The organism is Butyrivibrio fibrisolvens (assembly GCF_023206215.1).
GTDB lineage: Bacteria > Bacillota > Clostridia > Lachnospirales > Lachnospiraceae > Butyrivibrio > Butyrivibrio fibrisolvens_C.
This window is the reverse complement of sequence record NZ_CP065800.1, coordinates 424062-451058: the sequence shown is the minus strand read 5'-3', so window position 1 is coordinate 451058 and position 26997 is coordinate 424062. Positions and strand designations below refer to the sequence as shown.

Sequence of the window (26997 nt, the reverse complement as noted above, 5' to 3'; positions counted from 1 at the left end):
TATGAACCCAAATTTTGACCAGGCATCTGTAGTTAAGGCTCTTGAAGATCTTAAGAATGGCAAGATCATAGTAGTTGCAGACGATGATGACAGAGAGAATGAAGGAGACCTTATCTGCGCTGCAGAATATGCAACTCCGGAGAATCTCAACTTCATGGCCAGTATCGGTAAGGGCCTTATCTGCATGCCCATGAGCGGCGACATAGCAGCAAAGCTTAATATACCGATGATGGTAACAGACAATACAGACAATCACGAGACAGCATTTACAGTATCCATAGACCATGTAGATACCAGCACAGGAATCTCAGCTTACGATAGATCGCTTACAGCTATGAAGACAGTATCTGATGATGCAAAGCCCGAGGACTTCAGAAGACCTGGACATATGTTCCCTCTTGTGGCCAAAAAGGGCGGAGTCCTCATCCGTAATGGACATACCGAAGCAACCGTAGATCTGATGCGACTTGCAGGTCTTAAGGAGTGCGGCCTTTGTTGCGAGATAATGCAGGAAGATGGTCACATGATGAGAGCAGATGGGCTTAAGAGACTCTCAAATGAGTACGGACTTACTTTTATCACGATCAAAGATATCCAGGACTATATCAGAATCCATGAAAAGCACGTTGTAAGAGAGGCAACAGTCAATCTTCCTACGCAGTATGGCATGTTCAAGGCATACGGCTATGTCAGCGATGTTACAGGTGAGCACCACATCGCACTGGTTAAGGGCGATATAGGAGATGGAGAGGGTGTGCTGTGCAGGGTGCATTCTGAGTGCCTTACAGGTGATGTGTTCGGGTCCCTTAGGTGCGACTGTGGCAAGCAGCTCTCAGCGGCTCTTTCACAGATAGAGAAAGAAGGCAGAGGCATCCTTCTATACATGCGTCAGGAAGGAAGAGGCATAGGCCTTATCAATAAATTAAAAGCCTATGAACTTCAGGAACAGGGCAGAGATACAGTAGAAGCTAATCTGGAACTTGGCTTTGCACCTGACCTTCGCGAGTACTGGGTAGGAGCCCAGATACTAAGAGACCTTGGAGTTAAGTCCCTTAACCTCCTGACCAACAACCCCAGCAAAGTGTATGGCCTTGACGGACTGGGCCTTTCTATAAACAAGCGCATCCCAATAGAGATAGAAGCCCAGCAGTACGATGAGTTCTATATGCTTACTAAGGAAAAGAAAATGGGCCATATCTTCCTAAATGAGAGCACCAAGAAGATACAGCCCAAATATGCAGGATGAGTTCTTAAAACAAAAGCTAATAAAACTTGCAGAACAAAATCCAGAACAAAGAACTAATAATAATTGCAGGCTGAGATCTGAAAAAGTTAATAAAAATAATAACAATAGCATAAAATTAAAAAGTAAAGAAAGAAGGACATGAAATGAGCACAAATTTACTTGAAGGAAAACTTGTAGCAAAAGAAGGAATGAAAGTCGGAATCGTAGCATCCAGATTTAACGAGATCATTGTTAATAAGCTTGTTGGAGGGGCAGTAGATGGTCTTAGAAGACACGGAGTAGATGAAGACAATATCGTGACAGCATGGGTACCGGGAGCTTTTGAGATCCCACTTATCGCACAGAAGATGGCAGCAAGCGGCAAGTATGACGCTGTTATTGCAGTAGGCGCAGTTATAAGAGGATCAACATCTCACTATGATTATGTATGTAATGAAGTATCCAAGGGCGTTGCACAGGTAGGCCTGTCTACAGGTGTTCCGGTACTCTTTGGAGTAGTAACTACAGAGAATATCGAGCAGGCAATAGAAAGAGCCGGATCCAAGGCTGGCAATAAAGGCTACGACTGCGCTCTTTCAGCTATAGAAATGGTAAACCTTATAGACCAGATCTGATCATATCATATTTCATAAATGTATCTCATGAATATATCCCTTCGGCCATTTTGGAACCGGCAGTTTATAACCTATCAGTTTCGGCAAGGCAGAAGGGATTTTTGTGGTTGATTCAGCAATAATAATGTAAAATATGTCGTGAGGTTCAAAAGACATTTTTTTACAGAGGGAATCATATGGGAGAGAACGAACAGAACACTAATATAACAAATGGTCCGGCTGTGCCTGAGTATATTGCCAAGGAGGCTATCAAACAACAGAAAAAATATAATGACAACCACAGTGCTACATGCAAGACTTTATGTACTGCATCTCTTGTGTGCTGGGCACTGGCCAATCTGATACTTATCGTGAGTAATCAGTTCTTTGATCTATTAATAGATGTCATGGCTATGTTCACCGAAGCTGTACCGGGCTTGTTGCTTATATCCGGATATGTCCTTGCTATAGTCGCGATAGTCAGGTATCCCAGAAGTACTTTTGCCAGAGTGCTTGTCATCATCTATATAACGGAGCTTATATTATTTTTCTTGATGATGCTATTACTCGTTATCGCATGCTCAAGCGCGATTGGTAGTTGCAGCGGAGGATTTATTTCCTGTCTGGAGATGGGGTGACCATGTATCGTTTAATGATTTTAACATCATTTGTGCTGGGACTTTTGTCTGCAGCACTTGTACTTAAAAGACAAAATGTAAAAGCATCTATTATAGGATTATCTGTTATTTTGGAGATGACATTTACATTTTATATGGCGCTTATCGTAACAGTCATATTATCAGGCGCCAAGAGCTGCGGACTTAATAGTACGGGAGGAGCTTTAGGACTTATACTTGGAGTGATAGTATTCGGATTTATAACGCCTCAGTACCGAAAAGATTTTTGGATAGCTTATACTCTAAGCCTTCCTCTTATGTACGGAGTTGGTAAAATAGGCTGCTCTTTTGCCGGATGCTGTGCCGGAATTTGCTACGATGGTATATTTCATATTGCTACAGACAAAGGGAATCTTTTTCCTGTGCAGATAACTGAAGTTGTTATCTTTATATTGTTATATATTTTTTCCATGATTATATATTATAAAGATATGTACAATCCCTTCGTGGCATCTGTTATATATGCTGTAGCTAAGATACTACTTGATTTTCTAAGAGATACACATGAAGGTAGGATTATTAGTACCAATCAGATAATGTGTCTTACGATAGTTATAATACTAATAGTATATGTAATCGTAAGGAAGCGCCATGAATCCAAGAGCTAGATAATGATTAATATGCAAGAAACGGAGTTACAGATTTGCTGGAAGTAAAACGCAAGAACCTTGACAGAAGAGAATGGTATGACGATTCTCAGAGGACTTTTGAATGTAAATATATAAAGGAAGAACAAAAATAAAGATTATAGCCTTCTGATTTTATAAATCCGGAGGCTATTTTTTATATAAATGAACCTTTTTGACGCCTTATTACGATATATCTGTGAAAGGATTAATGAAAGCTTTCAAAATACAAGACGTCTTGAAAAACTATGGTGATCAAATGAAACAAACAGAACTTGAGTATGTAATAGAAAAGTATGGCAGGGATATATATTCTTTTTGCTGCTATCTTACCAAAAGCCGGCAGGAAGCAGATGATCTCTATCAGGACACTTTTTTAAAAGTCATGGAAAGTCCAAAACTTCAAAGCGGATATGATGATATGAAAAACATGTTACTATCTGTTTCTGTAAATCTTTGGAAAGATAAGAAAAGGAAATTTGCCTGGAGAAAGAAGATTGAAGAAGAAAAATATCTTCCACAAGCTCAGCTTGATATCAGTCCGGAATATTCTGATCAACTGGAGGAACGCATCATAAGAAATGAAGATGGAGCTTTCGTGAGAAAATGTGTAGCAGCACTTCCGGAAAAGATGAAAATTGTGGTTCTGCTTTATTATATGGAGAACAGAAAGATGGCAGAAATATCAGAACTGCTTGGCATTCCTGAGGGAACTGTTAAGAGCCGGCTCCATCAGGCGAAGGCTTTGCTCTTTAGAAAACTGACTGAAAGCACGGGTGAGGAGGTAATTGCCAGATGAAAAATATGGATGATGTATTATATGAAGCACTTTCTCCTATGGAGAAACCATCTATCAACCTGAACCGGAAAATATTAGAAGCTAACAAGGAGATTAACATGAAAAGAATTGTTCCGCTTAAACATAAGTTTTCATTATCTGCAGCAGCTATTTTTGCTTTGGTGATTGCACTTTCTTCCGTAACAGCATATGCTGCTCTGAAATACTTATCAGCACAGGAAGTGGCATCAGCTCTATCTGAGAATAAACTTGCTGAAGGTTTTGTTTCGGATAATCTTCTAAAGGAAGCTCAAACTCAGCATTTTGAGGACTATGATGTAACTCTCCTTGGGCTTGTATCAGGTCAAAATCTGTCTGAATACATCTCTATAGATAATGGAGAAATAATCAGTGATAATACATATGCTGCTGTTGCGATCAGTAGAACAGATGGTTCGCCTATGCCTGACACATCAAGCGATGATTATGGAAAAGAAGATTTTCTGGTATCACCATATATTGAGGGCTTAGATCCTGCCCAGTATAATATTTTTTCACTGAATGCAGGAGGGTATTTGGCTGTTGTAGAAAACGGAGTTCAGTATAGAATCATGGAAGTTGAAAACATTGAAGCATTTGCAGATCGTAAAATATACTTAGGTGTATCTGATGGATCTTTCTATAATTCTGAGGCTTATATTTACGATACAAATACCGGTTCATTATCAAGGAACAGTGACTACAGCGGTGTGAATGCCCTGTTTGTCCTTCCAATTGAAGCTTCAAAAGCTGATCAGGATAAAGCAAATGCTATTCTTGAGAAGATCAACAATCCGGATGAGGCTGATGAGAATGAACTTTCTCAGGAACTGCCTGCAGATGTAGAAGAATTCATGGCAAAGCTGACTATAGACAATATTGATGAATATGCCGAGCCGGTAGAATCCACAAGACAGATACTTACTCCTGATAAGGATGGCTTAATAAATTATGAGTACGTGATTCCTTCAGGCGGCTCCGGAAATGGGTGTGTGGCAGTCGATGATCTGTTTCCTGATGGTGTGGCAGGCATGAGTGACAGATTTGGATGGGCATCATCAGAAGGATTATCAGATCTTTGGATAGAAACATATACTCTCAATGAGGATGGGACAGTTACTTTTGTAATATATGTACCCAAGAGCTGATAATGATAAACGATGATCCTTTTTGAACACATAATGATAGGCCTCAGAGATGTATCTGAGGTCTATTCTTGTGTGTTCAAAATAGTTACTAACGAGGATGATGACACCAATTGGTAAACAAAAAATTGACTGATGCACGTGCACGTAATATAATGAGGCTGAGAAAACATATATTGTCTATGGAGGTAGCAATATGGTTGATATGAATATGATTATCGCAGGCAACATAAGTGCCCTGCTGAAAAAACAGAATAAAAAGCAGACGGATCTTGCAGAAGCCCTTGGAACAAATAAACAGACTGTGAACAAAATGATGAATGGCTCACGTATGATTAATGCCATCGAGCTTAAGTCTATATCGGATTACCTTGGCGTTAAAATGGAGGAGCTTACAAAGATATCTTCCGGACGTGAAGATACTAACATCGTGCATGCTTTTATGGGCAAGGTTCAGTCAGAGGAGGCAAGGCGTGCTCTGAAACTTGCTGATGAACTTTCAGACATGATCATTTTTCATAAGAGAGTACGTGAAAATGGAAACACAATGATGCAGCCTTGGGAGGATGACTGATGGGAAGTGTACTTGATGAGAGTCTGTTTAAAAGACAGCCTAAGCAATTTGATAGCATTAATGCCAGAGCCAAGTCATTTGCTGTGAATTATTGTGGAACTACAATAATCCGCGATTCTATCTTTGGTATTGCTGAAAACTATGCAAGGAAAAGAGATCTGCCCCTTGAAGTACTCAGATATCCTTTTGATGATGATGAGCTATGGGCTTTTACTTTTGTAAAAAAAGGAACCATATTCCTCTGTGTTAATTCTGGACTTGCTATGTGCAAACAGATATTTGCTGTTGCACATGAGCTGTACCACATCCATTGTTATGCGGAGGATATTGATCCAGAGACAATAACTGTCGGGTCACTTCTTGATTCTAAAACTGCTGATGATGAGGCAATGTCACAGGAGGATCTTGAAGCTAATGCCTTCGCAGGACTTCTTTTGATGCCCGATAACATGCTTGATGAGCAGATAAAGATTTATGGGATATCACAGGATAAGATATCTGTTGATGACATACTTATACTTATGGAACTTTTTGCCCTGCCATTTAAGGCTGTGGTCATGCGACTTTTGGAGAATCACAATATTTCAAATACAAAGGCAAAAGAACTTCTTGAAACAGAATCTGACTATATTGACGAAAGAATAAAACTCACTGGAAAGGCTCAGGCCTGGCAGCAAAATAGTAGAGCTCTTACCTATTTCGGAAGTCTACTTGACAATATGGAGTATAACAGAGAACAGGAGCTTCTTATAAAAAGTCGTGAGGAGTCGGATACAGAGTATCTGGAAAAAATCAGAAAGGGCTTTCGTATGGAAGTTTAAGGTGGGCATATAGTGAAAGAAAAGTATGCACTCCTTGATACAGACTTTATTTCTAAGACGCATCTTGTAAGAAAAGATGATCAGGACAGGCTGATTGATCGTATAACAAAGATGCCGGGTTACCGCTTTTTCTGTCATGAACAGATCAGGACAGAGCTTAGGAGGCATAACATAGCAGGTTCTCCTAATTGGCTTGATGCGAAGATATCTTCAGGCGTTGTTTCATGCATTACTGACAGCGAGATTTTTGATGAACTCAGGGATATATACGCAGATTCAGCTGCTGCAGTTTATGCCAACATGTTGAAAAATGGATGTGAAGCATACAGGCGCGCTTATTTTGTAGATAATTTCAAGAGATTGCAGAATCTTAATTATGCAGAGATTTCCAAGGATGAATTTCTGGAGGAGCTTTCGAAGGACTGCGATGAAATCGGAGCAGGAAATAATCTTGGAGAACTCAAAAGCTATGTTCTGCTTCAGATGCTTGCTGTAAAGTTTGGAGAGCAGATATATGTCTTTTGTTCAGATGATAGAAATGCAAGAAATGGCATAGTAAGTCTCGGGGGAGCAAGGTGTATAAGTGTTCTGTCTTCCTTTATGCGTCTTAGCATAGATGCTCATATGACAAGGGAAGAAGCGCAGCCATACATAGACTCTTATCTTAAAGACAATCTCAGTAAGAATCAGACGACTTTTAGAGTTTACGATGCTTCAAAGGAAATGAGATTTTGTAAGGTGCCATGTGAGCAGGTGTTTGATGAAATATATGCAGGGAAATTTGAGCTTCTGCAAAACGGTAATCTTCGCTACAAGAGTATAAAGTGAGTGACGTCAATTTGGCGTCACTTTTTGTATGCCATAACTACTTGTGAGAAAGAAACAAGTTTTCTCACTGATCTGAAATCTATAGGATTAAGGAGAATCGTAGAATGATACGATTCTCTTTTTATGACTCGTCTTTTACTATATAAGAGAATGTAATATAAAACAAATTGTGACAAAACTGTAATGTAAAAGCTTCAGTATTGTAATATGATGGTAGAGACAACAACCGGGACACTGATTTTGAGGAGATATCTATGAAGCTGTTCTTGCTGGAAGATGATGATGCAATTGCAATGGGGCTTAAGTACTCGCTGGAAAAAGAGAATTACGAAGTGGTTCATGTAAGGACCAAGAGCGAGGCGCTGAGCACATTTGCAGAAAATGAATATGACCTTTGCATACTTGATATCAATCTTCCTGACGGAAACGGATACGATGTCTGCAGATATATTAAAGGAAAAGAAGATGTACCGGTAATCTTCTTAACAGCCAGCGATGCAGAAGTCAACGTAGTCATGGGACTTGAAATGGGAGCTGATGATTATGTATGTAAGCCCTTTAGGATCAATGAACTAATGGCCAGGATCAAAACAGTACTCAGAAGAAGTGGCCATGGCAGAGAGAATAACGCAGATAATGAAGGCATTCTTCAGATTCAAAATGTTCGTATATATATAAGTGAAGCCAAAGTAGGAATAGTCAACGACACAGGCAAAGAGGAGATGGCTGAGCTAACAGCACTGGAATATAGGCTGCTTCTTGCCTTTTGCAATAACAGAGGAACTGTCATGTCCAGAAATCAGCTACTTGAAGATATGTGGGACGTTAACGGAGATTTTGTTAACGACAATACACTCACTGTCTATATCAAAAGACTAAGGGATAAAATAGAAAAAGATCCTTCTAATCCTCAGATCATAAAGACAGTACGAGGACTTGGATATATTATTGATAAATAAAATATATAATTGCTAAAACTTCTCACTTGGACGGACCAGCATCCCCAAAGCCTTTACAGTGATAGGCAGTATATAAGTTATTGTCACGCTTTTTAATCATTTTATAGAATTCATGAGTGTGATAGATGGAGCTTTTTATTCTGCCAGGGGTCCACATGTTTGAGCGAAGCGAGTTTGGACCCCAGAATAAAAAGCTACAGATATCATGCCATGAATTCATAAAATGATTAACAGTGTGAAAATGACTTATATACTGCCTATCACTGTAAAGGCTTTGGGGATGCTGGTCCGTCCAAGTGAGACGGTTGCTAATAACCTTTTGTACTAAAACCGGAGAAAACCTATATGCTTAAAAACAAAGATTTACGGACAATGATCATGGCAGCAGCGCTGGTTACTCTTATAGCTTCTATATGCGGGTATGCACTTTATGGCATAGCCGCATTTATTCTACTTACCGGGCTTGGAAGTCTTATAACATGCGGCTTTGTCTATATAACCAAGAAAAGGTATGAAGACATCAGTGCTCTTAGCTCCTATCTTGAGAAAGTACTTGCAGGCGGGGAGGCTCCCAATATCCTGGATCAGGAAGAAGGTGAGCTGTCACTGTTAAAGACCAATATCTATAAAGCCACATCAACCCTTCGCCATCAAAAAGAACTTCTTTCCAAAGATAAAGTGGCTCTGTCCAATGCTATTGCAGATATCAGCCACCAGCTCAAAACTCCGCTTACATCTATGATAGTGATGAATGATCTATTAATGACAGAAGATGATAAGCATAAACGAACTGAATTTCTTACGACTCAGTCCCATCAGCTTGACAGAATGAACTGGCTTATACAGACGCTTCTAAAACTATCCAAAATAGATGCAGGTACTATCACTATGAAGCCGGAAGTAGCAAGGGCAGACGAGCTTATCACAGAAGTGATGAAACCTTTTGAGATTCAGCTTGAGCTTAAAAACATCTCATATCACCATGATAATAAAAAGATGCTCATAAAATGCGACAGAAACTGGACCATAGAAGCTCTTCAGAATATTGTGAAAAATTGCATTGAACATATAGATGAAGGCGGGAGTCTTGAAATATCTGCAAACGAAACCAACATTTATTCAGAAATAGAAATAAAGGATAATGGCTGCGGAATTGCAGAAGATGAGCTTCCACACATTTTTGAAAGATTCTATAAGGGTAGTAATGCGGGAAAAGACAGTGTTGGAATAGGGCTTGCTCTTTCAAAGACTATAATCACAAGTCAGCACGGCGATATCCTTGTAGAGAGCAGGCAAGGAGAAGGAACCAGGTTCAAAGTTAGATTCTACAAGACAATCCTGTGAAAGAGGAAGACAATATATGTATACAGACGTAGTATCTACAATGGATTGCAGATCTATCTGGCATTAATCATAAATGTAGAGATATAAGTATATATGACTAAATTGTAATCTAATAGTCATTTGATAGTAAGGTCTTTACGATAATCTATTCTCAGAACAGCAAAACACAAGTGAACAAGAAAAGATTGCAAAGGTGAATGATTCTTTTGGCATTTTCATCAAATTAATAGAAAAACTATTACCGATTAAGTTCACTTGGATATTAGATGTTTTTGCACTGAGAAAGGAGATACTTATACGATGAATATTTTAGAAATCAGAAACTTATGTAAAGTGTATGGACAAGGAGAGACAAGAGTTGATGCTCTTAAAAATGTCTCTTTTGACGTAGAACAGGGAGAGTTCGTGGCAATCGTGGGGCCTTCAGGATCAGGTAAGTCTACACTTATGCATATACTTGGCGGAGTAGATGTACCTACATCAGGAACCTGCAATATCGCAGGAACTGACATAGGTAAGCTTGATGAAACCAAACTTGCTATCTTTAGAAGGAGAAATATCGGATTGATATATCAGTTTTACAATCTTATCCCAATCCTGAACGTTGAAGAGAATATGACACTTCCAATCCTTCTTGACGGCAAGAAGCCTGATAAGGATCTTCTTAATGAACTCGTAGACAAGCTAGGGCTAAAAGCAAGATTATCACACCTTCCAAACCAGCTGTCAGGCGGGCAGCAGCAAAGAGTCTCTATAGGAAGAGCACTCATGAATCATCCGGCTCTTCTTCTTGCAGATGAGCCTACAGGTAACCTTGATTCTGAAAACAGCAAGGAGATCATTTCTCTTCTTAGGAAGTTCAATAAGGAAAACAATCAGACAGTTATCATAATAACTCATGATGAGAGGATAGCTCTATCAGCAGACAGAGTGATAACTATAGAAGATGGCCATATTACCAGAGATTCAAAGAAAGACGGGGTGATGGCATCATGAATATCATATCCAAACTAACCCTAAGGCATCTTCTTGAGAATAAAAAAAGATCTATTGTTACAATTCTTGGCATTGCCACTTCAACAGCCCTTATCAGTGCGATACTTCTGGGAGTTTTCTCTTTCTTTAACTTTTTTGGCTATATATCAGTTCAGACTTCCGGCTCTGCACATGCTTCTTTTGATGAAGTATCCAGAGCTCAGTATCAGGCGCTGCTTAAAGATAAGAGCCTTAAAACTGTCGGACTTAGAGAACTCGACGAGGAGAAGACAGGCGTACGTCTTATAACAGATACAGAAGAAAGATATAAAGTTGGCAATATAGAGCATGCAACCATGGGAGATTATTCTATGAGCGTTGTTTCTGACTATGATGGTACACTTCCATCAGATTCATCAGAGATTGCTGTAGAAGAGCAGTTCCTAAAAGATGACGGCCTTGATCTGAAAGTAGGCGATACTCTCACATTTGAGGAAGGCTACAGATATATTGATGATGATCTTGAAGGCTTTTCTTATCTGGGAGGTAACTACAGATCAGGTGAACGCTTTGAGAAAAAGTCTGTTGAGACCTGCACTATTACTGCTATCTTGCATGGTAACAGGCCTACCAAGGATTGGGACATCCTTAGGGGACTTGATGAAGATTATTATCCTTCTCAGGATAAAGCGCAGGTTTTTATAATGCTGGATAAGTGCGACAGCTCTGCCATCAGACAGGTCAAAGATCTTGCAAAAAAGTATGGAATAGAGAAGTATACTATAAATACAGAATATATGCTAAGCAGGTTTGCATTTGAAGGAAGCGGCGGATCTTACAAGAACTTTTTTGTAATGCTGGGGATTGCACTTGCTATAGTTATTGGAACTTCAATTATATTGATATTCAACTCAATAGGTATGTCTCTTACAGAGAGAATGCGATATCTTGGAATGCTGGCAAGTGTTGGTGCAACTGCCAGGCATAAGAGATTTTCAATCTACTACGAAGGATTCGTCCTTGGAATGGTCGGCATCCCTCTTGGACTATTATTTGGTTATATTGGAACCAGGATTACACTTGCTGCTTTAGGAAGCAGGATCCTTGAAGCGGATATACTTGCAGGCGCAGAAGGAATGAGAGGTACGATTCCGATAGTAGTACAGATGCCTGTGGTTATAGCTATAGTCTTTTTTGCTGCACTTACAATTCTGATATCTGTGCTGGTACCCGGCATTAAGGCAGCCAGGATCATGCCTATCGATGCCCTTAGACAGAGCACGACTATCAAGGTAAAGGCAAGAAAGCTTCGCGTAAATCCTCTTGTTAGCAAGATATTCGGCTACGAAGGAGAGCTTGCCTATAAGAATATCAAAAGAAACGGAATAAAGGGCAAGGTTATTACAGTCTCTATTGCAGTTTCTATAATCCTTTTTCTTACTATTAATTTTATGTGCAGATCAATTGCAAGGGCTAACAGATATGACGTTGATATTCCTTATAAGATCATAGCATCCTGTTCGGTTGATGAAAGCGACAGACTTAGAAGCCGTATCCAAGAAATAGACGGAGTAGAAGCTGTCTATAGCGCCGGCATGATCCATTTTACATTTAAGAAAAAGCCTGATGACATACATACAACTCTTGCAAATACAGATATAGCAAATAGAGACTTCCTTACAGAGAGCTTTAGGGATAAGCCGGATGCATTTGACCTTTATACTATGGCTGTAGCAATAGTTGATGATGAGGATTTTGACAAGATACTGGATGATAATGGTCTTTCAAGGGATGATTATTATTCCGGAAAATTACGAGGCGTCCTTCTAAACAGCTATTTCCATGAAGAAAATGATACGCCTGTTTTTAATGATAAGATCATAGGTCAGAGCCTTCATTATGATGAAGCTTTAGGATTCCCACCTGCAATCGAAGTTGCAGCTATTGTACCGTATAGTGATGACAATAAGGTTTATAAGTACACACCTGCTGGTATGATGACAGTCTATGTACCAAGGTCAGTATATTATGATAAGGCCAAAGAGGTGCTGCCAGCTGATAAGCTCACTCTCGATCTTGGCGTAGAGTGTAGTAATAACGAAGAAGTCTTTGCTAAGATCAATGAGATTTTGAACGAGGAAGGTTATCATAACTATTTCTGTCAGGATCTTACAGGTTCTCTTAAGATCATGGACACTATCACTCTTATGCTGAACACTGCTATGTACGGTTTTTCCATACTATTAACTCTCATAGCTGTTGCCAATATTGTTAACACTATCTCTACAGGAGTACTCCTTAGAAGGAAAGAGTTTGCAATGTACAAGTCAGTGGGCCTTGATAATAAAGGCTTTAAGAAGATGATATGGCTTGAAGTATTCCTTTATGGCTTTAAGGCTCTATTATGGGGAATTCCATTATCACTTTTCATAAGCTATATGATGTACCGTTCATTTGACTCGGCTCTTTATGCCTTTAAGCCCAATCTGGATTTCTATGCCGTAGTTATAGCTGCGGTATTTGCAATACTTGGTATCAGCATGGGCCTAAGTATCCATAAGATCAAAGATGACAATATAATCGAAACGTTAAAAGAAGATGCGGTATAAATACTGGTACAAAAAAGCAATATATGGGAAGAGAATTATTAGCAATAATTGTAAAATGAATAGTGCATAAGGTATTTTTTTCTTATCTGCTCACGATCTATTTCGTGGGCAGACCATATTTTTTAGGGGGATACAGCTATGGAGGCACTATTTCATATACCGGGGCTTAGGTATAATTTTCCACTTAATATGTTACTTATAGACATGCTTGAAAGATTTCCGAAGTATTTCAGAGAAGGCGTTAAGATTTCGTCTGTCTTTGGCGATTTTCCAGCATCACTTTGGAGTAGCGGCAGATACAGCGCAGGAGATCAGTGCGCAAGAGAATATGTAACAGGCGTTGTAGGAGCTATTAATGCCAAGAACGTTGCTGTAAGATATACCTATACCAATCCGACTATCACAGAAGCTGATCTAGAGAACGAGTACTGCAATTTCTGCCTTGATCAGATCGATACTAAAAAGAAGCTGAACGGAGTTCTTGTAGTATCTCCTATTCTTGAAGAGTATATCAGAAAGACTCATCCAAACCTTAAACTCAACAGCTCTACCTGCAAGTGCATCAGAACTATTGACGGTGTTAATGAGGAGCTGAAAAAAGACTATAACCTCGTAGTTCTTGATTACAATATGAACAACCATTTCGATGAACTAGACAAGATCATCGACAAGGAAAGATGCGAAGTTTTGATCAACGCCTGCTGCATTCCGGACTGCCCCAGAAGAGCAGAGCATTACAGGGTTATAGGCGAGAATAACAGAATCACATTAGAGAACAGAAAGCTTCCAAAGGATAAGCAAAAACCCCTTATTCCATGGGAGTGCTCCTACGGCGATAACTCAATGCCGTCCATTACAAGGAAGTACAAAACTCACATAAGCCCTGATGCTATCTGGGACAAATATATACCCATGGGTTTTAAGAACTTCAAGATCGAGGGTAGGACAGCTAACATCTTCTCTCTTGTTAAGACATATGCCTACTACTTCGCAAAGCCTGAGTACAGGGATGATGTAGAGCTCCTTCTTCTTACAAACCTTGCAGCGAACAAGATCATAAATCTTGCAAAACCCAAGGCTGTGAGAGAGTAAAATAGCCAGATCGTCCATATATTAAGGTATCGTCCCCTTCGGATTTGCCGGAGCTGTCAGCTCCGGCAAATCCGAAGGGGTTTTTGTTTTTATGTTTTATCTTATTATTGAAAAGATTCTGAATACTCCAGGATCTGTGCCTAGTTTGAACACTGCTTCGTCGCCTTCATAATAGAGCGGTTCTATTCGGCTATTCTCCATAGGGAAGCGCTTGGGAGATGCTTCCAAGGCTTTGGCGCCTGCGACGTGTACGAGTATTTCTTCATGCTGTACGTTGTCCATTACATATGGATATATGATGAAGGAATCGTTGTCGTAAGCAAAGAGGCTGATTCTTGAAGGTCCTTCAAACCATATTCCATTAACAGAAAGTGCCTGTCTTATGCGGCTAAGTACAGGAGATGGCATTCTGTAATAATCTGGGAATGCGTCAGGTGCTGCAATTGTCCAGATATGTCCGTCGCAGTAATCATCGCGCAGGAGTATTCCAAAGCTTTCTTCGTCATGGGAAGCTTTAACAACAGCCCATGTAGAGTTGTTTCTAAACTCAGCTACAGGGATAGTTACAGGCTTATCGCTGTAAGGGAATGAGTAAGTTGGATGCCCTTTTGCAGCGGCGCTTTCAATTCTGTATCTGTTTGCACTTATCTTCCTTCCACGAAGCCTTATTGATGTAAGGTCATAGCCCTTTTCACCTACTGCTTCCCAGAATCCTGTTGTTACAAGGACGTTGCCGCCTTTTTCTCTAAGGTACTTTTCAAGCTTTTCAATAATATCGGGATCATATGCTGACGATCTTGTGAGCATGATCTGATCTTCTTTGTCCGGAAAATATGGACTGCATACTATAGGAAGACCCGCCATTCCAAGGAAGTCCTGAATATTGTCTTCGCCCTGGCAGTTGTCAGGAAGATAACAGGTGATTCCAACAGGTTTTCCGGCCTTGTCCATAACATCATCAAGCTTATCAAGCTGGAATCCAAGGGACGGCGTGAACATATTGTCATATATTGACTGGAAACAGAAGAGCATCAGTTCTTTTGGCTGTGAGAAGGCTGTGAGGTAAGCCTGTTCAAGATAATGCTCTGTGATATGCATATCAAAAGTATCAAACCAGCCGCCACCGTTATGACCTGGCCACATGTTCTCAAAATAGGTCATGAGGCTGTAGCTAAGGTACCTTGGCAGGTGCTGATCAGTTGATACAGGATCTCTAGTCTCTGTTCCTGTGTAGATGTTATCAAAAAGCTCGCGCTGTTCTTTAGGGTTATAGCCTGTTTCCTGGTAGCTTTCTGCCCAGTTGGGATATTTGATAGTGATCTTGATGTTCGGATTTTCTTTTCTTGCAGGAGCTATTATATCTTCTTTGCTGATTCTCTTTAGAAGATCAAGTCTGTATTCCTGCCATCCGCTTTCTATGCCATGAGACTTATTAAAGGCATTTTTTTCTTTAACACATTCCGGACACATGCAGTTAGTAAAGAAGAAATCATCTATTATAAATTCGTCAAAATGAGCCCCTAAAAAGCTTGTTACTTCCCTGAGCTTTGCTCTCATCTTGGGATCGTTATAACAGAAAGTGTCAAAAAGCCTGGCCTTTTCTTTGTCTCCTTCGGGAGTTGGGATTACAGTAGTGATCCCGCCTGAGACTTTGATTCCGTGTCTTTCAAATACTCTCTTGCACATCTCTACCTGTTCATGCGAAGCCATAAGACCGCGCCATGGCTCAAGGTATACTTTATCAAGTCTTATGTGCTTAAGTATAAAAGAAAGCTGCTTCTCAAGATCTTCTTCTGTGATAGTAGCAGTTGCCTGAGCTACGAAGTACGTAGTCAGAGTGAAGTTACGATAGTTCCCCATAAAAAGTATCTCCTTCCTATATATTCAATTTAATTGATATTAATTATCACATGTATACTTTGTGTATACAATATGTCAGTTTGAGTTTTGATTTGGGCATTTGAGTACATTTATGGTGCATTTCATCGGAAAAACCGTACGTTATAACGTAAATAGAGCGTCAAAATATTTGCTTAAAAAACGTTAAAACATATACAATACGTGATAAACATAGAGTTAATAAGGATTTGATTGGATGATTGCGCATAAATGATATTTCGAATAGTATGACGATATATCGCATTTTATGCAGTTCGTCGGGTGAAACGTGCATTTCGTCAGAAAATTGAGATAGACATTTTTAGTCATTGTATAGTGAACATGTAGCCGGCGCTTAGAAGGACCGAAAAGCAATGACATTATAGCTTTGTGCCTGCTGCAAATAAGTGAAACGTAATAGTAAATCACCCAAGAAATTTATTATTAACGGTTCATTGGAGTAGCCTTCATAAGAGGCTAATCCGAAAACTGAAAGACTTACTATCTTAAGTAAAGTCAGATGAATTAGTTCACATCCGTAAGTGTGGAAAAAGTGGGGATGAGCATTTGGGGAAATGCTCGAGTCAGAAGTTTTGCTATAAAGATAGCAGCAGGGTCCCGGGTAGAAATACCTGGGACCCTGTTCGTTTTTTAGATGTTTATCTGATGCTGAATAAAATAGTTGACATATATAGGCTGCCGATATAGTATATAGATAATCTACACACTATATCGGCGGCCTATATATTTTATAAAAACTAAACATTTCAGATAACTACAACAAGGAGGACACTATGGCTATTGATAAATCTTTAATTTCCGGAAGCATGACTATGCTGATCTTAAAACTCTTGTCTGAGAAGGACATGTACGGCTACGAGATGATCGACACTCTTCGCAAGAAATCTCAGAATATATTTGAGCTTAAGGCAGGCACTCTTTACCCTCTTCTTCATAACCTTGAAGAGAATAATTTCGTTACGGTATATGAGCAGGAAGCTCTTGGCAAAGTCAGGAAGTATTACAGCCTTACCAAACAAGGTAAAAAAAAGCTTGAAGAAAAGACTCAGGAATGGAACACCTATCAGAAAGCGGTTTGTAACGTACTTGTAATGGAGGCTTGAAATGGAAGAATATTTAAAGGCAGTAATAGAACAGATCCGGTGTAAGAACGTAAGACCATATGTTGAGAGAGAACTGCGTGACCACCTGGAAGACCAGATTAATGACAATATCGCAAGCGGAATGGATAAGGATGAAGCTGTAAGGGCGGCAGTAAAGGATATGGGAGATCCCATAGAAACCGGAATTGCACTAGATAGAGTTCACAGACCTAGTATTGCGTGGGGGATGATAGCTCTTGTATTTGTTATAAGTATTGCTGCAGCGCTTATACACTTTGCAATCGCAAGCGGTGCTGAAGGTAGTGTTTATAACCAGTCCAGTAAAACAATGATCATGTTTGGAGCAGGTTTTCTTGTAATGCTTGCAATATATTTTGTTGATTATACGCATGTTGCAAGATTTTCAAAATTGATTGCTCTTTGTCTGATTGGTCTTTGTATCTATGCAAGAATGTTTGGAACATACATTAACGGAGCTCAGTTATGGGTCAGAGCTTTCTTTATAGATATTAATGTTGAAGCGGTGATGATGCTGTATGTACCTGTGTTTGCAGGTATACTTTATAAATACAGGAATGTAAGCATTCAAGCAGGTAAGGATATATCTGGCAATGGCCTTGATGAAAGTGATTCTTCAATCAAAAGGAATAAGTTTTCAATAAAAAAACATAGCGCAGTATTTGATTTTATTAAGATACTTTTCTGGATGATCGTCCCTGTTTTTCTTGTAATGCAGATGCCAGCACTTGTAACAGCTCTTATGATGCTGATATCAATGCTTACACTACTTACGATTGCAATAGCAAAAGGCTGGTTCAAGGTTTCAAATCCTATAGCAATAGCATCAATATGGGGCGTATTTGTAGGACTTCCGGTGATCGGATCCATAGTCATGTTCTTTGGAAATGGATTAGCAGATTATCAGAAGGCAAGACTCGTAGCCTTTTTTACAGGCAGCGGCGAAGCAAATTATCTTACTAATGTATTAAGAAATGTAGCAGCATCCTGCAGACTCTATGGAAGTAACGGAGTAGATGCAAGTATTACAATACCTGAATATAACTCAGCATACGTTCTTTCATATATATCAATTACATACGGGCTGATCGCAGGAATACTTATTGCATGCGCACTTGCAGCTCTTATTGCGATAGTCTTTGGAATATCACTTAAGCAGAAGAATCAGCTTGGAATGCTCATGGGATGCGGCTGCGGAATGGTGCTTCTTGTAACTACTTTTATCAACATCTTTCAAAATCTTGGATGGTTCCCGCCTTCAAGAACATTCCTGCCACTTATGTCTTCCGGCGGAAGTTATATCATAGTTACGTATATACTAATAGGAATAGTTCTTAGCATATACAAATACAAGAGTATCTATCCAAAACACGTATCAGTAGACTATAGATTATTATAAAACTCAAACTTCACCCAAAATGATAAAAAACCGGCAACATATGATAAAAAGTTGCTGGTTTTTCTTTGCCCACTCATATAAACTTTAGATTGAAAGAAACGAGGTCTAAAGTGAAAAATCAAAAAACATCAATCTTAAACATGACCGAGGGTAATCCGGTCGCACTTATAATACAATTTTCGATACCCATGCTCATCGGTAATCTGTTCCAGCAGCTTTACAACCTGGTGGATTCTATTATCGTGGGACAATTCGTAGGAGCAGATGCCCTGGCAGCGATAGGTGCAACAGGATCTGTAACGTTTCTGTTTTTCGCGCTCTGCAATGGTATTGGCAGCGGCGGCGGAATCATAACATCACAGTTTTTTGGAAAAGGAAATGTAGAAGAAATAAAGTCCTGTATCGTAAATACAGGTTATATAATGCTGGTATTTCCTCTGATCGTGGGAATCTGTGCCTTCTTTCTGGCAGGACCCACATTAGCTCTTTTGGGAACACCGGACGATATCATGGGTGATGCAGTTCTCTACATGCAGATCATGTGTGTTGGTCTTATCTTTGTATCACTATATAACTATGCATCTTCAATGCTTAGAGCACTGGGAGACTCCAAGACTCCCCTTTATTTTCTTGTCTTTTCATGTATTCTGAATACTGGTCTTGACGTACTTTTCGTATGCGGACTGCATATGAGTGTAGCAGGCGCAGGTATTGCAACTGTGATCTCTCAGTTTATATCAGGCATCAGCTGCCTTTTATATGCGATAGCAAGAAACGAATACTTCCATATGACAAGAGATGATATGAAGTATGACACGCAGATTTCCATTAAAGTTCTCAAACTAGGAATTCCACTGTCACTCCAGTTTTCCCTGATCGCAATATCATGTATGGCCCTTCAGAAGGTTGTTAATTCTTATGGCAAAATAGCTGTTGCCGCATTCACAGCTACAAGCAGAATCGAGCAGATAATCCACCAGCCCTACCAGACACTTGGTGCAGCCCTTTCAACCTTTACCGGCCAGAACTACGGAGCAGGCAAGAAAAAGAGGATTACAGAAGGCTACCACAAAGGCCTTTTGCTTATGTTCATCTTCTCAGTACTGATGCTGCCTATAATACAGCTTTTCGGCGAGTATATGATAAGGCTATTCGTTGAAGACGAACCAGTTATTGTTATGGGTGCGAAGGCCCTCAAGATAACAAGCTTTTTTTATGTGATGCTTGGAATGATCTATGTTGTAAGAGGCGTATTGAACGGTCTTGGAGATTCCTTTTTTGCCCTATTTAATGGAATAGTAGAAGTCTTTGGAAGATTTACAGTTCCCTTCATGCTGACAGCAATCCCTGCAATCGGCCTGTGGGGAATATGGTGGTCTGTCGGAATCGTATGGGCGATAAGCGGAATCACAGCCTGGATGAGGTATAGGTACTTCAAAAAGAGGATGGCAATCGATCAGTCGCTATAACATGCCATCACAATCTATAAACGGGAGGCTTAATATGGGTAAAAATAATGCAAAAAGCGGTATTGGTTTTTGGCTACTTATCTGGCTTCTTGGACTTGCGGGGCAGCTATGTTGGAATATGGAGAATCAGTGGTTTAACACCTTTGTATATGCCAAGATAGCCAAGGACCCGACTATCATTTCATGGATGCTTGCAATATCTGCAGCAGCAACCACAGTTTCTACATTTCTTTTTGGATGTGTCTCCGACAGAAAGGGTAATAGAAAGACTCTTGTTTGTACATCTTGGGAACTTCATGATTTATTATCTTGGATTTACAGCAGACACTATGGGACTTATAGAAGGCGTGGGTCTTATTGTTGCTATGTTTGTGACTATTCCTGCTATTAAGCTTATAAAGGCTGACAGATCGTCGCTTCTGATATTTGTAGCGATAATTTTGAATTCTATTGGGCTTCTTGCTATTGGGCTTTTCGTATCACCTACAAACGTTGATCCGAGTACCATATGGAATCCAAATCTTATGGCAGGAATGCTGTTTGTTGGCGTTGGATATATTCTCTTTCTACAGACCATCACAGTATGGTCAAAGCGTCTTTACCCTGAGGATTCAAGAGGACAGTTTGAGGGGATTAGGATTGTCTTTTACGTGCTGATACCTATGGTGATCGCGCCGTTTATATCCAATCCTGTTATCAAGAATAGCGGCGAATTTGTAGATGAGTACGGATTTACTGAGTATCTGCCTACAAATGCTGTTTTTATCGCAGGGCTCATAGTACTACTCGTAACGCTGATTCCATTGTATTTTGCTGATAAAGAACATAAAAAGTAATTCATGCATAAATATAGGGCATATAGTAGCAATAAAGCTACTGTATGCCTTTTATTATTGACAAAAATAATCTGACAGTTATACTTACAACTAATATTTTTCTGAAATTCAATCAAACGATTACCAATTATACCTACAATGTGAGGTGATGAGTTATCCTTATATTAACTCCACAAATTGGTATCGAAAGCTTCACCAATATTGAACCAAGAGGTTAACAAATGAAAATGCTTAGACTCGTCAATTCAATGCTCACTACCAAATCCGTGAATAATAATCAGGGGTTTAAAAGTGTTGAACTGATGAGGATAAGAGAATTGCAGTATATTATATAAAAACAAGCAATTCAAAAGATATACCTATGAATTCATTCCTCATCATACTAATTCAGTTTGATGAGGATTTTTTTTACCAAAAGAAATACGAATACAGAATAGGAGAAAAGAAAAAATGAGTCTTAAGCTGATCAAACTAACAAAAGAATACGAACACCAGCTTGGTGAGATGATCGATGAATGGAAAGAAGACCAGGTCAAAAATAATACTGATCGCTCACCTTATGCGATCTTTAAAAATGATTATCACGATTTTGATTACTATCTTGAGAATCTGGAACTTAAGGAAGCAAGAGACGGACTTGTTCCAGACTCAACTTTTTTCCTTCTGGATGAAGACAGGAACAGACTCCTTGGTGCAGTCAACATAAGACACTACCTGAATGATCACCTTCTTAGAGAAGGCGGACATATAGGCGATGGCATAAGACCTTCAGAAAGACGTAAAGGTTACGCTACTAAGATGATTGGCATGGCGCTTGAAGAATGCAGGAAGCTTGGAATAGAAAATGTCCTTATAAGTTGCCATAAGACCAATATAGGCTCTGCCAAGTCCATAATGAATAACGGTGGAGTCCTTGAAAATGAGGTCACAGATGAAGACGGCGAAATTCTGCAGAGATACTGGATCACATTATAAAAGAGGAAAAAACATGAGAATCAAAGAACAGCAATACCAACTCCCCAATGGTGAAATAGCCATTATAAAAAGTGCAGGCCCTGAAGATGCCATGCAGATCAAAACTCATAGAGAGTTGACTTCTTCCGAGACCCATTTCATGGCAAGAGAACCAGAAGATGGTCAGATGAATCTGGAAAGAATTACCGAAATCCTGAAAGGTGTTTCGGAAAGCGACAGAGACTTCATGGTAACAGCCTATGTTGATGGCAAGGTAGTAGGTGATCTTGGAGTTACCCTTGTAAGACCACATGTAAAATATCTCCACCGCGGATACCTTGGAATGTCCATCCGCCAGACGTATACCGGCATGGGTCTTGGAAGCTTCATGATGAAGACAGCCCTTGAACAGGCCAGAGAGAACGGCTTTGAGCAGGTAGAACTTGGCGTATTTGCAGACAACGACAGAGCAAGACATCTCTACAAGAAATTCGGCTTTAAGGAATATGGCGTAAACCCAAGAGCCTTCAAACTTAAAGACGGCACTTACATTGATGAGATAATCATGGCGAATATTTTTGACGAGGAATAATATATGATAACCAAAAATGAAATCCCGGTTTTAGAATACGACGACACATCGCTTGAAGTCATTGCACCTGACCATGACTTTGAGGATACAAAACTCCCTGAGAAGTGCCTTTTTACCTTCCTTGGAGACGTAGTAGATGAATATGCCAAGGCGCATAATGCTAAGGTAGCAAGAGAATTTATAACAGTATCTCACAACGTCAACATCTACATACTCCATGAGGACCAGGAGGATATCGGCCTTGTGCAGTCCACTATAGGAGCACCGGCAGCAACATCACTTATGGATACCCTGGTATCCTGCGGCTGCAAGAAAGTAATCGCAGTAGGCTCCTGCGGCGTACTTGCAGAGCTTCCTGAGAATGCATTCCTTGTGCCAACAAAGGCTCTGAGAGATGAAGGTACATCTTACCACTACATGCCTGCATCAAGATATATAGAACTGGATAAGGAACCTATCGCAGCAATAGAAGATACCTTCAAAAAGCATAACCTACCATTCATCCCCTGTACCACCTGGACTACAGACGGGTTCTTTAGAGAGACCAAAGACATGGTTAGTTACCGCCTGGAGGAAGGCTGCCAGGTAGTTGAAATGGAATGCGCAGCTCTTGCAGCCTGCTGCAGGAAAAGAGGTGCAAGCTTTGGTCAGTTCCTTTTTACCGCCGATTCTCTTTCCAACGTTCACGAATACGACGCCAGAGACTTCGGAAAAGATTCTCATGAAAAGGCGCTGCTCTTGGGACTTGATATTCTAAGAAACTTCTAATAAAGCAATGATGTTTTTCATAAAAAGAGCATTGTTGATATTTCCAACACGGCAGCCGCATAGCTGTGGGATTTTCTTTGTGTGATACAGGAGGATTTTGTCCTTTTGGCTTGCCAAGCCTCTATTGTCGTGATAATATATGAATTTGTACGCAAAAATGAAAACCGTTTTTGCAAATGGGTTAAGAAATAGGAGATATACTTTATGTTAGTTAGAATTCAGTACAAATCATTAGATGACAATACTAAACGTGCCATAGAGGCCGGACAGCTAAACAAGAACCAGCTTACACAGATAAATGCAAGCATAACAGAGCATGTTAATTCTAAAAAGAAGAATGTGATCGTTTCATTTGCTATTATGCTTATACTGTTTGTATTCATGACAGTTTCGATGTTAAGTAACACAGCAGTGCAAGACAAAACACATCTGTTTATGTTCATAATCCCTATTTTTGCCATGATCCTTATCATGGAATATGTTTCTGCATGGCTTGCATATGGACGCCTTCGCAGTCAGTTCAACAAAGCTCTTAAAAAGGGCTATCCGGGATCTTACGGTGAGTTTTTGGTATGATAGGATAGCTCACACAGTAGGTAGATACAGGATGTATCTAGTACATGCCTAGAAATACAGGGATGTATTTCTATGTACGGAGATACAGGATGTATCTAGTACATGCCCAGAAATACAGGAATGTATTTCTATGTACGGCATATTTGCTAGTATTTCATATATGGGTGAAGAGTCTATTCTCTTTACCCATATTTTTTCATCTCTTTTATAAACTGCTTGGCGATTGGAGATAGCTTGGTGTCAGATCGCTTGATATAGCCTATGCGCATTACCTCATCACTTTGAAGAGGGATGGATGTGTATCCATCTCCGTTGAGCTCTTTGCAGATGACACCGCTGCACAGAGTGAAACCGTCTAAGAGAGTCATCATATTAAGGGCAGTCGCTCTGTCATTTACATGGATTATTTTTTTATAAGGATATGTGCTCAGAACTTCCTCTGCATAATAGAAGGAATTTTTCTCTCCCTGATGGAAAGATAGGCAAGGGTATTCTTCCAAGTCGCTTATGGATACACTCTTTTCACCGGCAAGAGGATGATCTGAACTTAGATATGCGTAGGTATTGCAGGTGAACAGCTCTGTGAACACCAGATTGTTCTCCTTAAAATCATCACTTAGTACTTTTTCATTGAAGTTGTTAAGATACAGGATTCCAAGTTCACTTCGCATATTCTTGACATCCTGGATTATCTCGCTTGTTCTTGTCTCGTATATGGCGAAGTCATATTCATCCATTCCTGCTTTTAATATAGTCTTGGAGAAAGCTTCTACAGCGAATGTATAGTGCTGTGCAGATACGTAGAATTTCTTCTCGTTTTCAGGCTTGCCCTGATAGTGGTCTTCCATGAGTTTGTACTGCTCTAAGATCTGGCGGGCATAGCCTACGAATTCACTGCCTTCTGTAGTAAGTGTTATGCCTCTGTTACTTCTTGAAAAGATGCTGATCCCAAGTTCCTTCTCAATCTCTCGCACAGCTCCTGACAGGCTTGGCTGTGATATGTAGAGAGCTTTGGAAGCTTCATTGATGGAACCGCGTTCTGCAATTTCTATTACATATTTCATCTGCTGTAGTGTCATGGTCAACCTCGTGATGTGGTGAATTTGTGGGTAATAGAGCCTTTAACTAAAGTGAATTTGATCGGCCCTTTTACTATATTTATTGAATAGTTGGCTTTATCTAATACTAGATTAGTACTGGTATCCTACATAAATATACCATTGTTTGGACCTATATAGAATAACAATATACATATAGCCGGTGTTATAGGAAACTGATATGCGTTTCATGGACCACATTGTAAATCCCATGGTTAAAACAATATGTCATTGATTAGCTGGTAATAATAGCTACGTAGTTATAGCTTTAGGCTATAACAAGTTCTTGGATTTAGGAATTATACAAGCTCATCTCTATAGTGTATTGTTATTTCAACAGCAAGAAACCTAATTCGAATAGGACAACACAAAAGATAACAATAACGAAATGATCAATATAAAGATCATTGCAAAAAAATCATCAAACAAAAAATGATAAGGTAAGCGGAGGATGAGAGTATGAGCGAACATAATTACAAATTTGAAACATTACAGTTACATGTAGGTCAGGAACAGGCGGATCCTACTACAGATTCAAGAGCAGTACCGATCTATCAGACAACATCATATGTATTCCACAGTGCACAGCATGCTGCAGACAGATTTAACTTAAGAGATGCAGGTAACATATACGGAAGACTTACAAACTCAACTCAGGGCGTACTTGAAGAGAGAATAGCAGCTCTTGAAGGCGGCGTAGCAGCACTTGGAGTTGCAGCAGGAGCAGCAGCTGTAACATATGCAATACTTGCACTTGCTAAGGCAGGCGACAACGTAGTAGCACAAAAGACAATCTACGGAGGAAGCTATAACCTCCTTGATCAGACACTTCCCGGATATGGCATCAGCACAACATTTGTAGATGTACATAACCTTGACGAAGTTGAAAAAGCTATTAACGATAAGACTAAAGCAGTCTTCATTGAAACTCTTGGAAATCCTCATTCGGATATTCCGGACATCGATGCACTTGCAGAGCTTGCTCATAAGCACGGCATACCGCTTGTGATCGATAATACATTTGGAACACCTTACCTTATCAGACCTATCGAACATGGCGCAGATGTCGTAGTACACTCTGCGACCAAGTTCATAGGCGGACATGGAACAACACTCGGCGGAATCATTGTAGACAGCGGTAAGTTTGACTGGAAGGCTTCAGGTAAGTTCCCTCAGTTCACAGAGCCCAATGCAAGCTATCATGGCGTATCCTTCGTAGACGCAGCAGGCCCTGCAGCATTCGTAACTTACATAAGAGCTATCCTTTTAAGAGATACAGGAGCAACACTTGCACCTATCAGCGCATGGATCCTCCTTCAGGGACTTGAGACACTTTCACTTCGTCTTGAAAGACACGCTGAGAATACCAAGAAGGTTGTAGAGTTCCTTGCTAATCACCCTCTTGTAGAGAAGGTTAACCATCCATCTCTTCCTGATCATCCTGATCATGAGCTTTATAACAAGTACTTCCCGAATGGAGGCGCTTCAATCTTCACATTCAACATCAAGGGTGGCCAGAAGGAAGCATATGCATTCATCGATGGACTTAAGATCTTCTCACTTCTTGCTAACGTAGCAGATGTTAAGAGCCTTGTAATCCATCCTTATGACACAACACATGCAGAGATGACACCTGAGCAGCTTGAGGCGGCTGGTATCTACCAGAACACAATCCGTCTCTCAATTGGAACAGAGCACATCGACGACATTCTCTGGGATCTCGAGCAGGGCTTCAAGGCAGTAGCAGAGGTTAGCCCTGAGCTCGTAGAAAAAGCAGTATAAGTTTTGCGAACTATATAAAGCAAAGATATAGTATCAAAACCTTATATAAAATCTGACTTGTAAGTCAGAAACAAAGTACAGTGTAACAACAAAATTTGCCATTTTAATCCTTAATAAATTGCCAACTACATACCAAAAAGTATAATTGCCGATACTTGTTTGAAATAGTTTTCAAACTCTGGTCTGTAAATCTCCTAT

Annotated in this window: 27 protein-coding genes; 25 read left to right on the top strand and 2 right to left on the bottom strand. The window is 39.9% G+C overall.

Annotated features, from left to right (window positions below; genetic code table 11):
• The first annotated feature begins 1 nt into the window (after nt 1).
• From I7804_RS01850 to I7804_RS01780, 15 genes are all read left to right on the top strand, one after another.
• The gene (locus I7804_RS01850; RefSeq protein WP_248404654.1) at nt 2–1246 is read left to right on the top strand and encodes a bifunctional 3,4-dihydroxy-2-butanone-4-phosphate synthase/GTP cyclohydrolase II; all 1245 of its coding nucleotides are present in this window, start codon (nt 2–4) and stop codon (nt 1244–1246) included.
• On the top strand, nt 1236–1388 hold the full coding sequence (locus I7804_RS01845; protein WP_248404653.1) for a hypothetical protein: 153 nt from the start codon (nt 1236–1238) through the stop codon (nt 1386–1388). Before I7804_RS01850 ends, I7804_RS01845 begins: the two co-directional genes overlap by 11 nt.
• 1 nt (nt 1389) lies before the next feature.
• On the top strand, nt 1390–1860 hold the full coding sequence (ribE, locus tag I7804_RS01840) for a 6,7-dimethyl-8-ribityllumazine synthase (RefSeq protein ID WP_022757330.1): 471 nt from the start codon (nt 1390–1392) through the stop codon (nt 1858–1860).
• 176 nt (nt 1861–2036) lie between these two features.
• Nucleotides 2037–2477: a hypothetical protein gene (locus tag I7804_RS01835; protein ID WP_248404652.1), complete on the top strand. Its 441-nt coding sequence runs from the start codon at nt 2037–2039 to the stop codon at nt 2475–2477.
• A 2-nt stretch (nt 2478–2479) separates the two neighbouring features.
• A complete protein-coding gene (locus I7804_RS01830) occupies nt 2480–3124 on the top strand; it encodes a prolipoprotein diacylglyceryl transferase family protein (protein WP_110072507.1) in 645 nt (214 codons plus the stop codon).
• 193 nt (nt 3125–3317) lie between these two features.
• Nucleotides 3318–3941 (top strand): RNA polymerase sigma factor, encoded by a 624-nt coding sequence (locus tag I7804_RS01825; protein WP_248404651.1) that lies wholly within the window; start codon nt 3318–3320, stop codon nt 3939–3941.
• Complete coding sequence (locus I7804_RS01820; RefSeq protein ID WP_248404650.1) at nt 3938–5107, top strand: hypothetical protein; 1170 nt, start codon at nt 3938–3940, stop codon at nt 5105–5107. The genes I7804_RS01825 and I7804_RS01820 overlap by 4 nt, the downstream gene beginning before the upstream one ends.
• Before the next feature lie 193 nt (nt 5108–5300).
• Nucleotides 5301–5678, top strand: coding sequence for a helix-turn-helix domain-containing protein (locus tag I7804_RS01815; RefSeq protein ID WP_027206848.1), 378 nt, complete (start codon nt 5301–5303; stop codon nt 5676–5678).
• On the top strand, nt 5678–6499 hold the full coding sequence (locus I7804_RS01810) for an ImmA/IrrE family metallo-endopeptidase (protein WP_248404649.1): 822 nt from the start codon (nt 5678–5680) through the stop codon (nt 6497–6499). Before I7804_RS01815 ends, I7804_RS01810 begins: the two co-directional genes overlap by 1 nt.
• A gap of 12 nt (nt 6500–6511) precedes the next feature.
• A complete protein-coding gene (locus I7804_RS01805) occupies nt 6512–7327 on the top strand; it encodes a hypothetical protein (RefSeq protein WP_248404648.1) in 816 nt (271 codons plus the stop codon).
• A gap of 254 nt (nt 7328–7581) precedes the next feature.
• Complete coding sequence (locus I7804_RS01800; protein WP_248404646.1) at nt 7582–8286, top strand: response regulator transcription factor; 705 nt, start codon at nt 7582–7584, stop codon at nt 8284–8286.
• A 345-nt stretch (nt 8287–8631) separates the two neighbouring features.
• Nucleotides 8632–9630 carry a sensor histidine kinase gene (locus I7804_RS01795; protein ID WP_248404644.1) on the top strand — a complete coding sequence of 333 codons (999 nt, stop codon included), beginning with the start codon at nt 8632–8634 and terminating at the stop codon, nt 9628–9630.
• 300 nt (nt 9631–9930) lie between these two features.
• Nucleotides 9931–10626, top strand: a complete 696-nt coding sequence (locus I7804_RS01790) for an ABC transporter ATP-binding protein (protein ID WP_022756844.1) — start codon at nt 9931–9933, stop codon at nt 10624–10626.
• Nucleotides 10623–13214 (top strand): ABC transporter permease, encoded by a 2592-nt coding sequence (locus tag I7804_RS01785; protein WP_248404642.1) that lies wholly within the window; start codon nt 10623–10625, stop codon nt 13212–13214. The genes I7804_RS01790 and I7804_RS01785 overlap by 4 nt, the downstream gene beginning before the upstream one ends.
• A gap of 138 nt (nt 13215–13352) precedes the next feature.
• The gene (locus I7804_RS01780) at nt 13353–14306 is read left to right on the top strand and encodes a hypothetical protein (RefSeq protein ID WP_248404640.1); all 954 of its coding nucleotides are present in this window, start codon (nt 13353–13355) and stop codon (nt 14304–14306) included.
• Between the two features lie 96 nt (nt 14307–14402).
• On the opposite strand, the gene I7804_RS01775 is transcribed toward I7804_RS01780, so the two are convergent.
• Complete coding sequence (locus tag I7804_RS01775; RefSeq protein ID WP_248404638.1) at nt 14403–16166, bottom strand: hypothetical protein; 1764 nt, start codon at nt 16164–16166, stop codon at nt 14403–14405.
• Between the two features lie 812 nt (nt 16167–16978).
• Here I7804_RS01775 and I7804_RS01770 point away from each other — a divergent pair.
• The 9 genes from I7804_RS01770 (at nt 16979) to I7804_RS01730 (ending at nt 23920) form a co-directional block, all read left to right on the top strand.
• Nucleotides 16979–17308 carry a PadR family transcriptional regulator gene (locus I7804_RS01770; RefSeq protein WP_022754015.1) on the top strand — a complete coding sequence of 110 codons (330 nt, stop codon included), beginning with the start codon at nt 16979–16981 and terminating at the stop codon, nt 17306–17308.
• Nucleotide 17309: 1 nt separating this feature from the next.
• A complete protein-coding gene (locus tag I7804_RS01765) occupies nt 17310–18725 on the top strand; it encodes an FtsW/RodA/SpoVE family cell cycle protein (RefSeq protein WP_248404636.1) in 1416 nt (471 codons plus the stop codon).
• 110 nt (nt 18726–18835) lie between these two features.
• Nucleotides 18836–20194 carry an MATE family efflux transporter gene (locus I7804_RS01760; protein ID WP_248404634.1) on the top strand — a complete coding sequence of 453 codons (1359 nt, stop codon included), beginning with the start codon at nt 18836–18838 and terminating at the stop codon, nt 20192–20194.
• 34 nt (nt 20195–20228) lie between these two features.
• Nucleotides 20229–20585 (top strand): hypothetical protein, encoded by a 357-nt coding sequence (locus I7804_RS01755; protein ID WP_248404632.1) that lies wholly within the window; start codon nt 20229–20231, stop codon nt 20583–20585.
• Nucleotides 20524–21030 (top strand): hypothetical protein, encoded by a 507-nt coding sequence (locus tag I7804_RS01750; RefSeq protein WP_248404630.1) that lies wholly within the window; start codon nt 20524–20526, stop codon nt 21028–21030. Before I7804_RS01755 ends, I7804_RS01750 begins: the two co-directional genes overlap by 62 nt.
• A gap of 450 nt (nt 21031–21480) precedes the next feature.
• Nucleotides 21481–22005 carry a GNAT family N-acetyltransferase gene (locus I7804_RS01745; RefSeq protein ID WP_248404628.1) on the top strand — a complete coding sequence of 175 codons (525 nt, stop codon included), beginning with the start codon at nt 21481–21483 and terminating at the stop codon, nt 22003–22005.
• Nucleotides 22006–22018: 13 nt separating this feature from the next.
• A complete protein-coding gene (locus I7804_RS01740; protein ID WP_092041651.1) occupies nt 22019–22576 on the top strand; it encodes a GNAT family N-acetyltransferase in 558 nt (185 codons plus the stop codon).
• Between the two features lie 3 nt (nt 22577–22579).
• Nucleotides 22580–23344: a nucleoside phosphorylase gene (locus I7804_RS01735; RefSeq protein ID WP_248404626.1), complete on the top strand. Its 765-nt coding sequence runs from the start codon at nt 22580–22582 to the stop codon at nt 23342–23344.
• A 204-nt stretch (nt 23345–23548) separates the two neighbouring features.
• Nucleotides 23549–23920 (top strand): hypothetical protein, encoded by a 372-nt coding sequence (locus tag I7804_RS01730; RefSeq protein ID WP_248404624.1) that lies wholly within the window; start codon nt 23549–23551, stop codon nt 23918–23920.
• Nucleotides 23921–24102: 182 nt separating this feature from the next.
• Here the strand turns inward: I7804_RS01730 and I7804_RS01725 are convergent, their stop codons facing one another.
• Entirely contained in the window at nt 24103–24999 is an 897-nt protein-coding gene (locus tag I7804_RS01725; protein ID WP_022754023.1) for a LysR family transcriptional regulator, read from the bottom strand.
• 477 nt (nt 25000–25476) lie between these two features.
• On the opposite strand from I7804_RS01725, the gene I7804_RS01720 reads away from it, so the two are divergent.
• Nucleotides 25477–26799: an O-acetylhomoserine aminocarboxypropyltransferase/cysteine synthase family protein gene (locus I7804_RS01720; protein ID WP_022754024.1), complete on the top strand. Its 1323-nt coding sequence runs from the start codon at nt 25477–25479 to the stop codon at nt 26797–26799.
• The last annotated feature ends 198 nt before the right edge of the window (nt 26800–26997 follow it).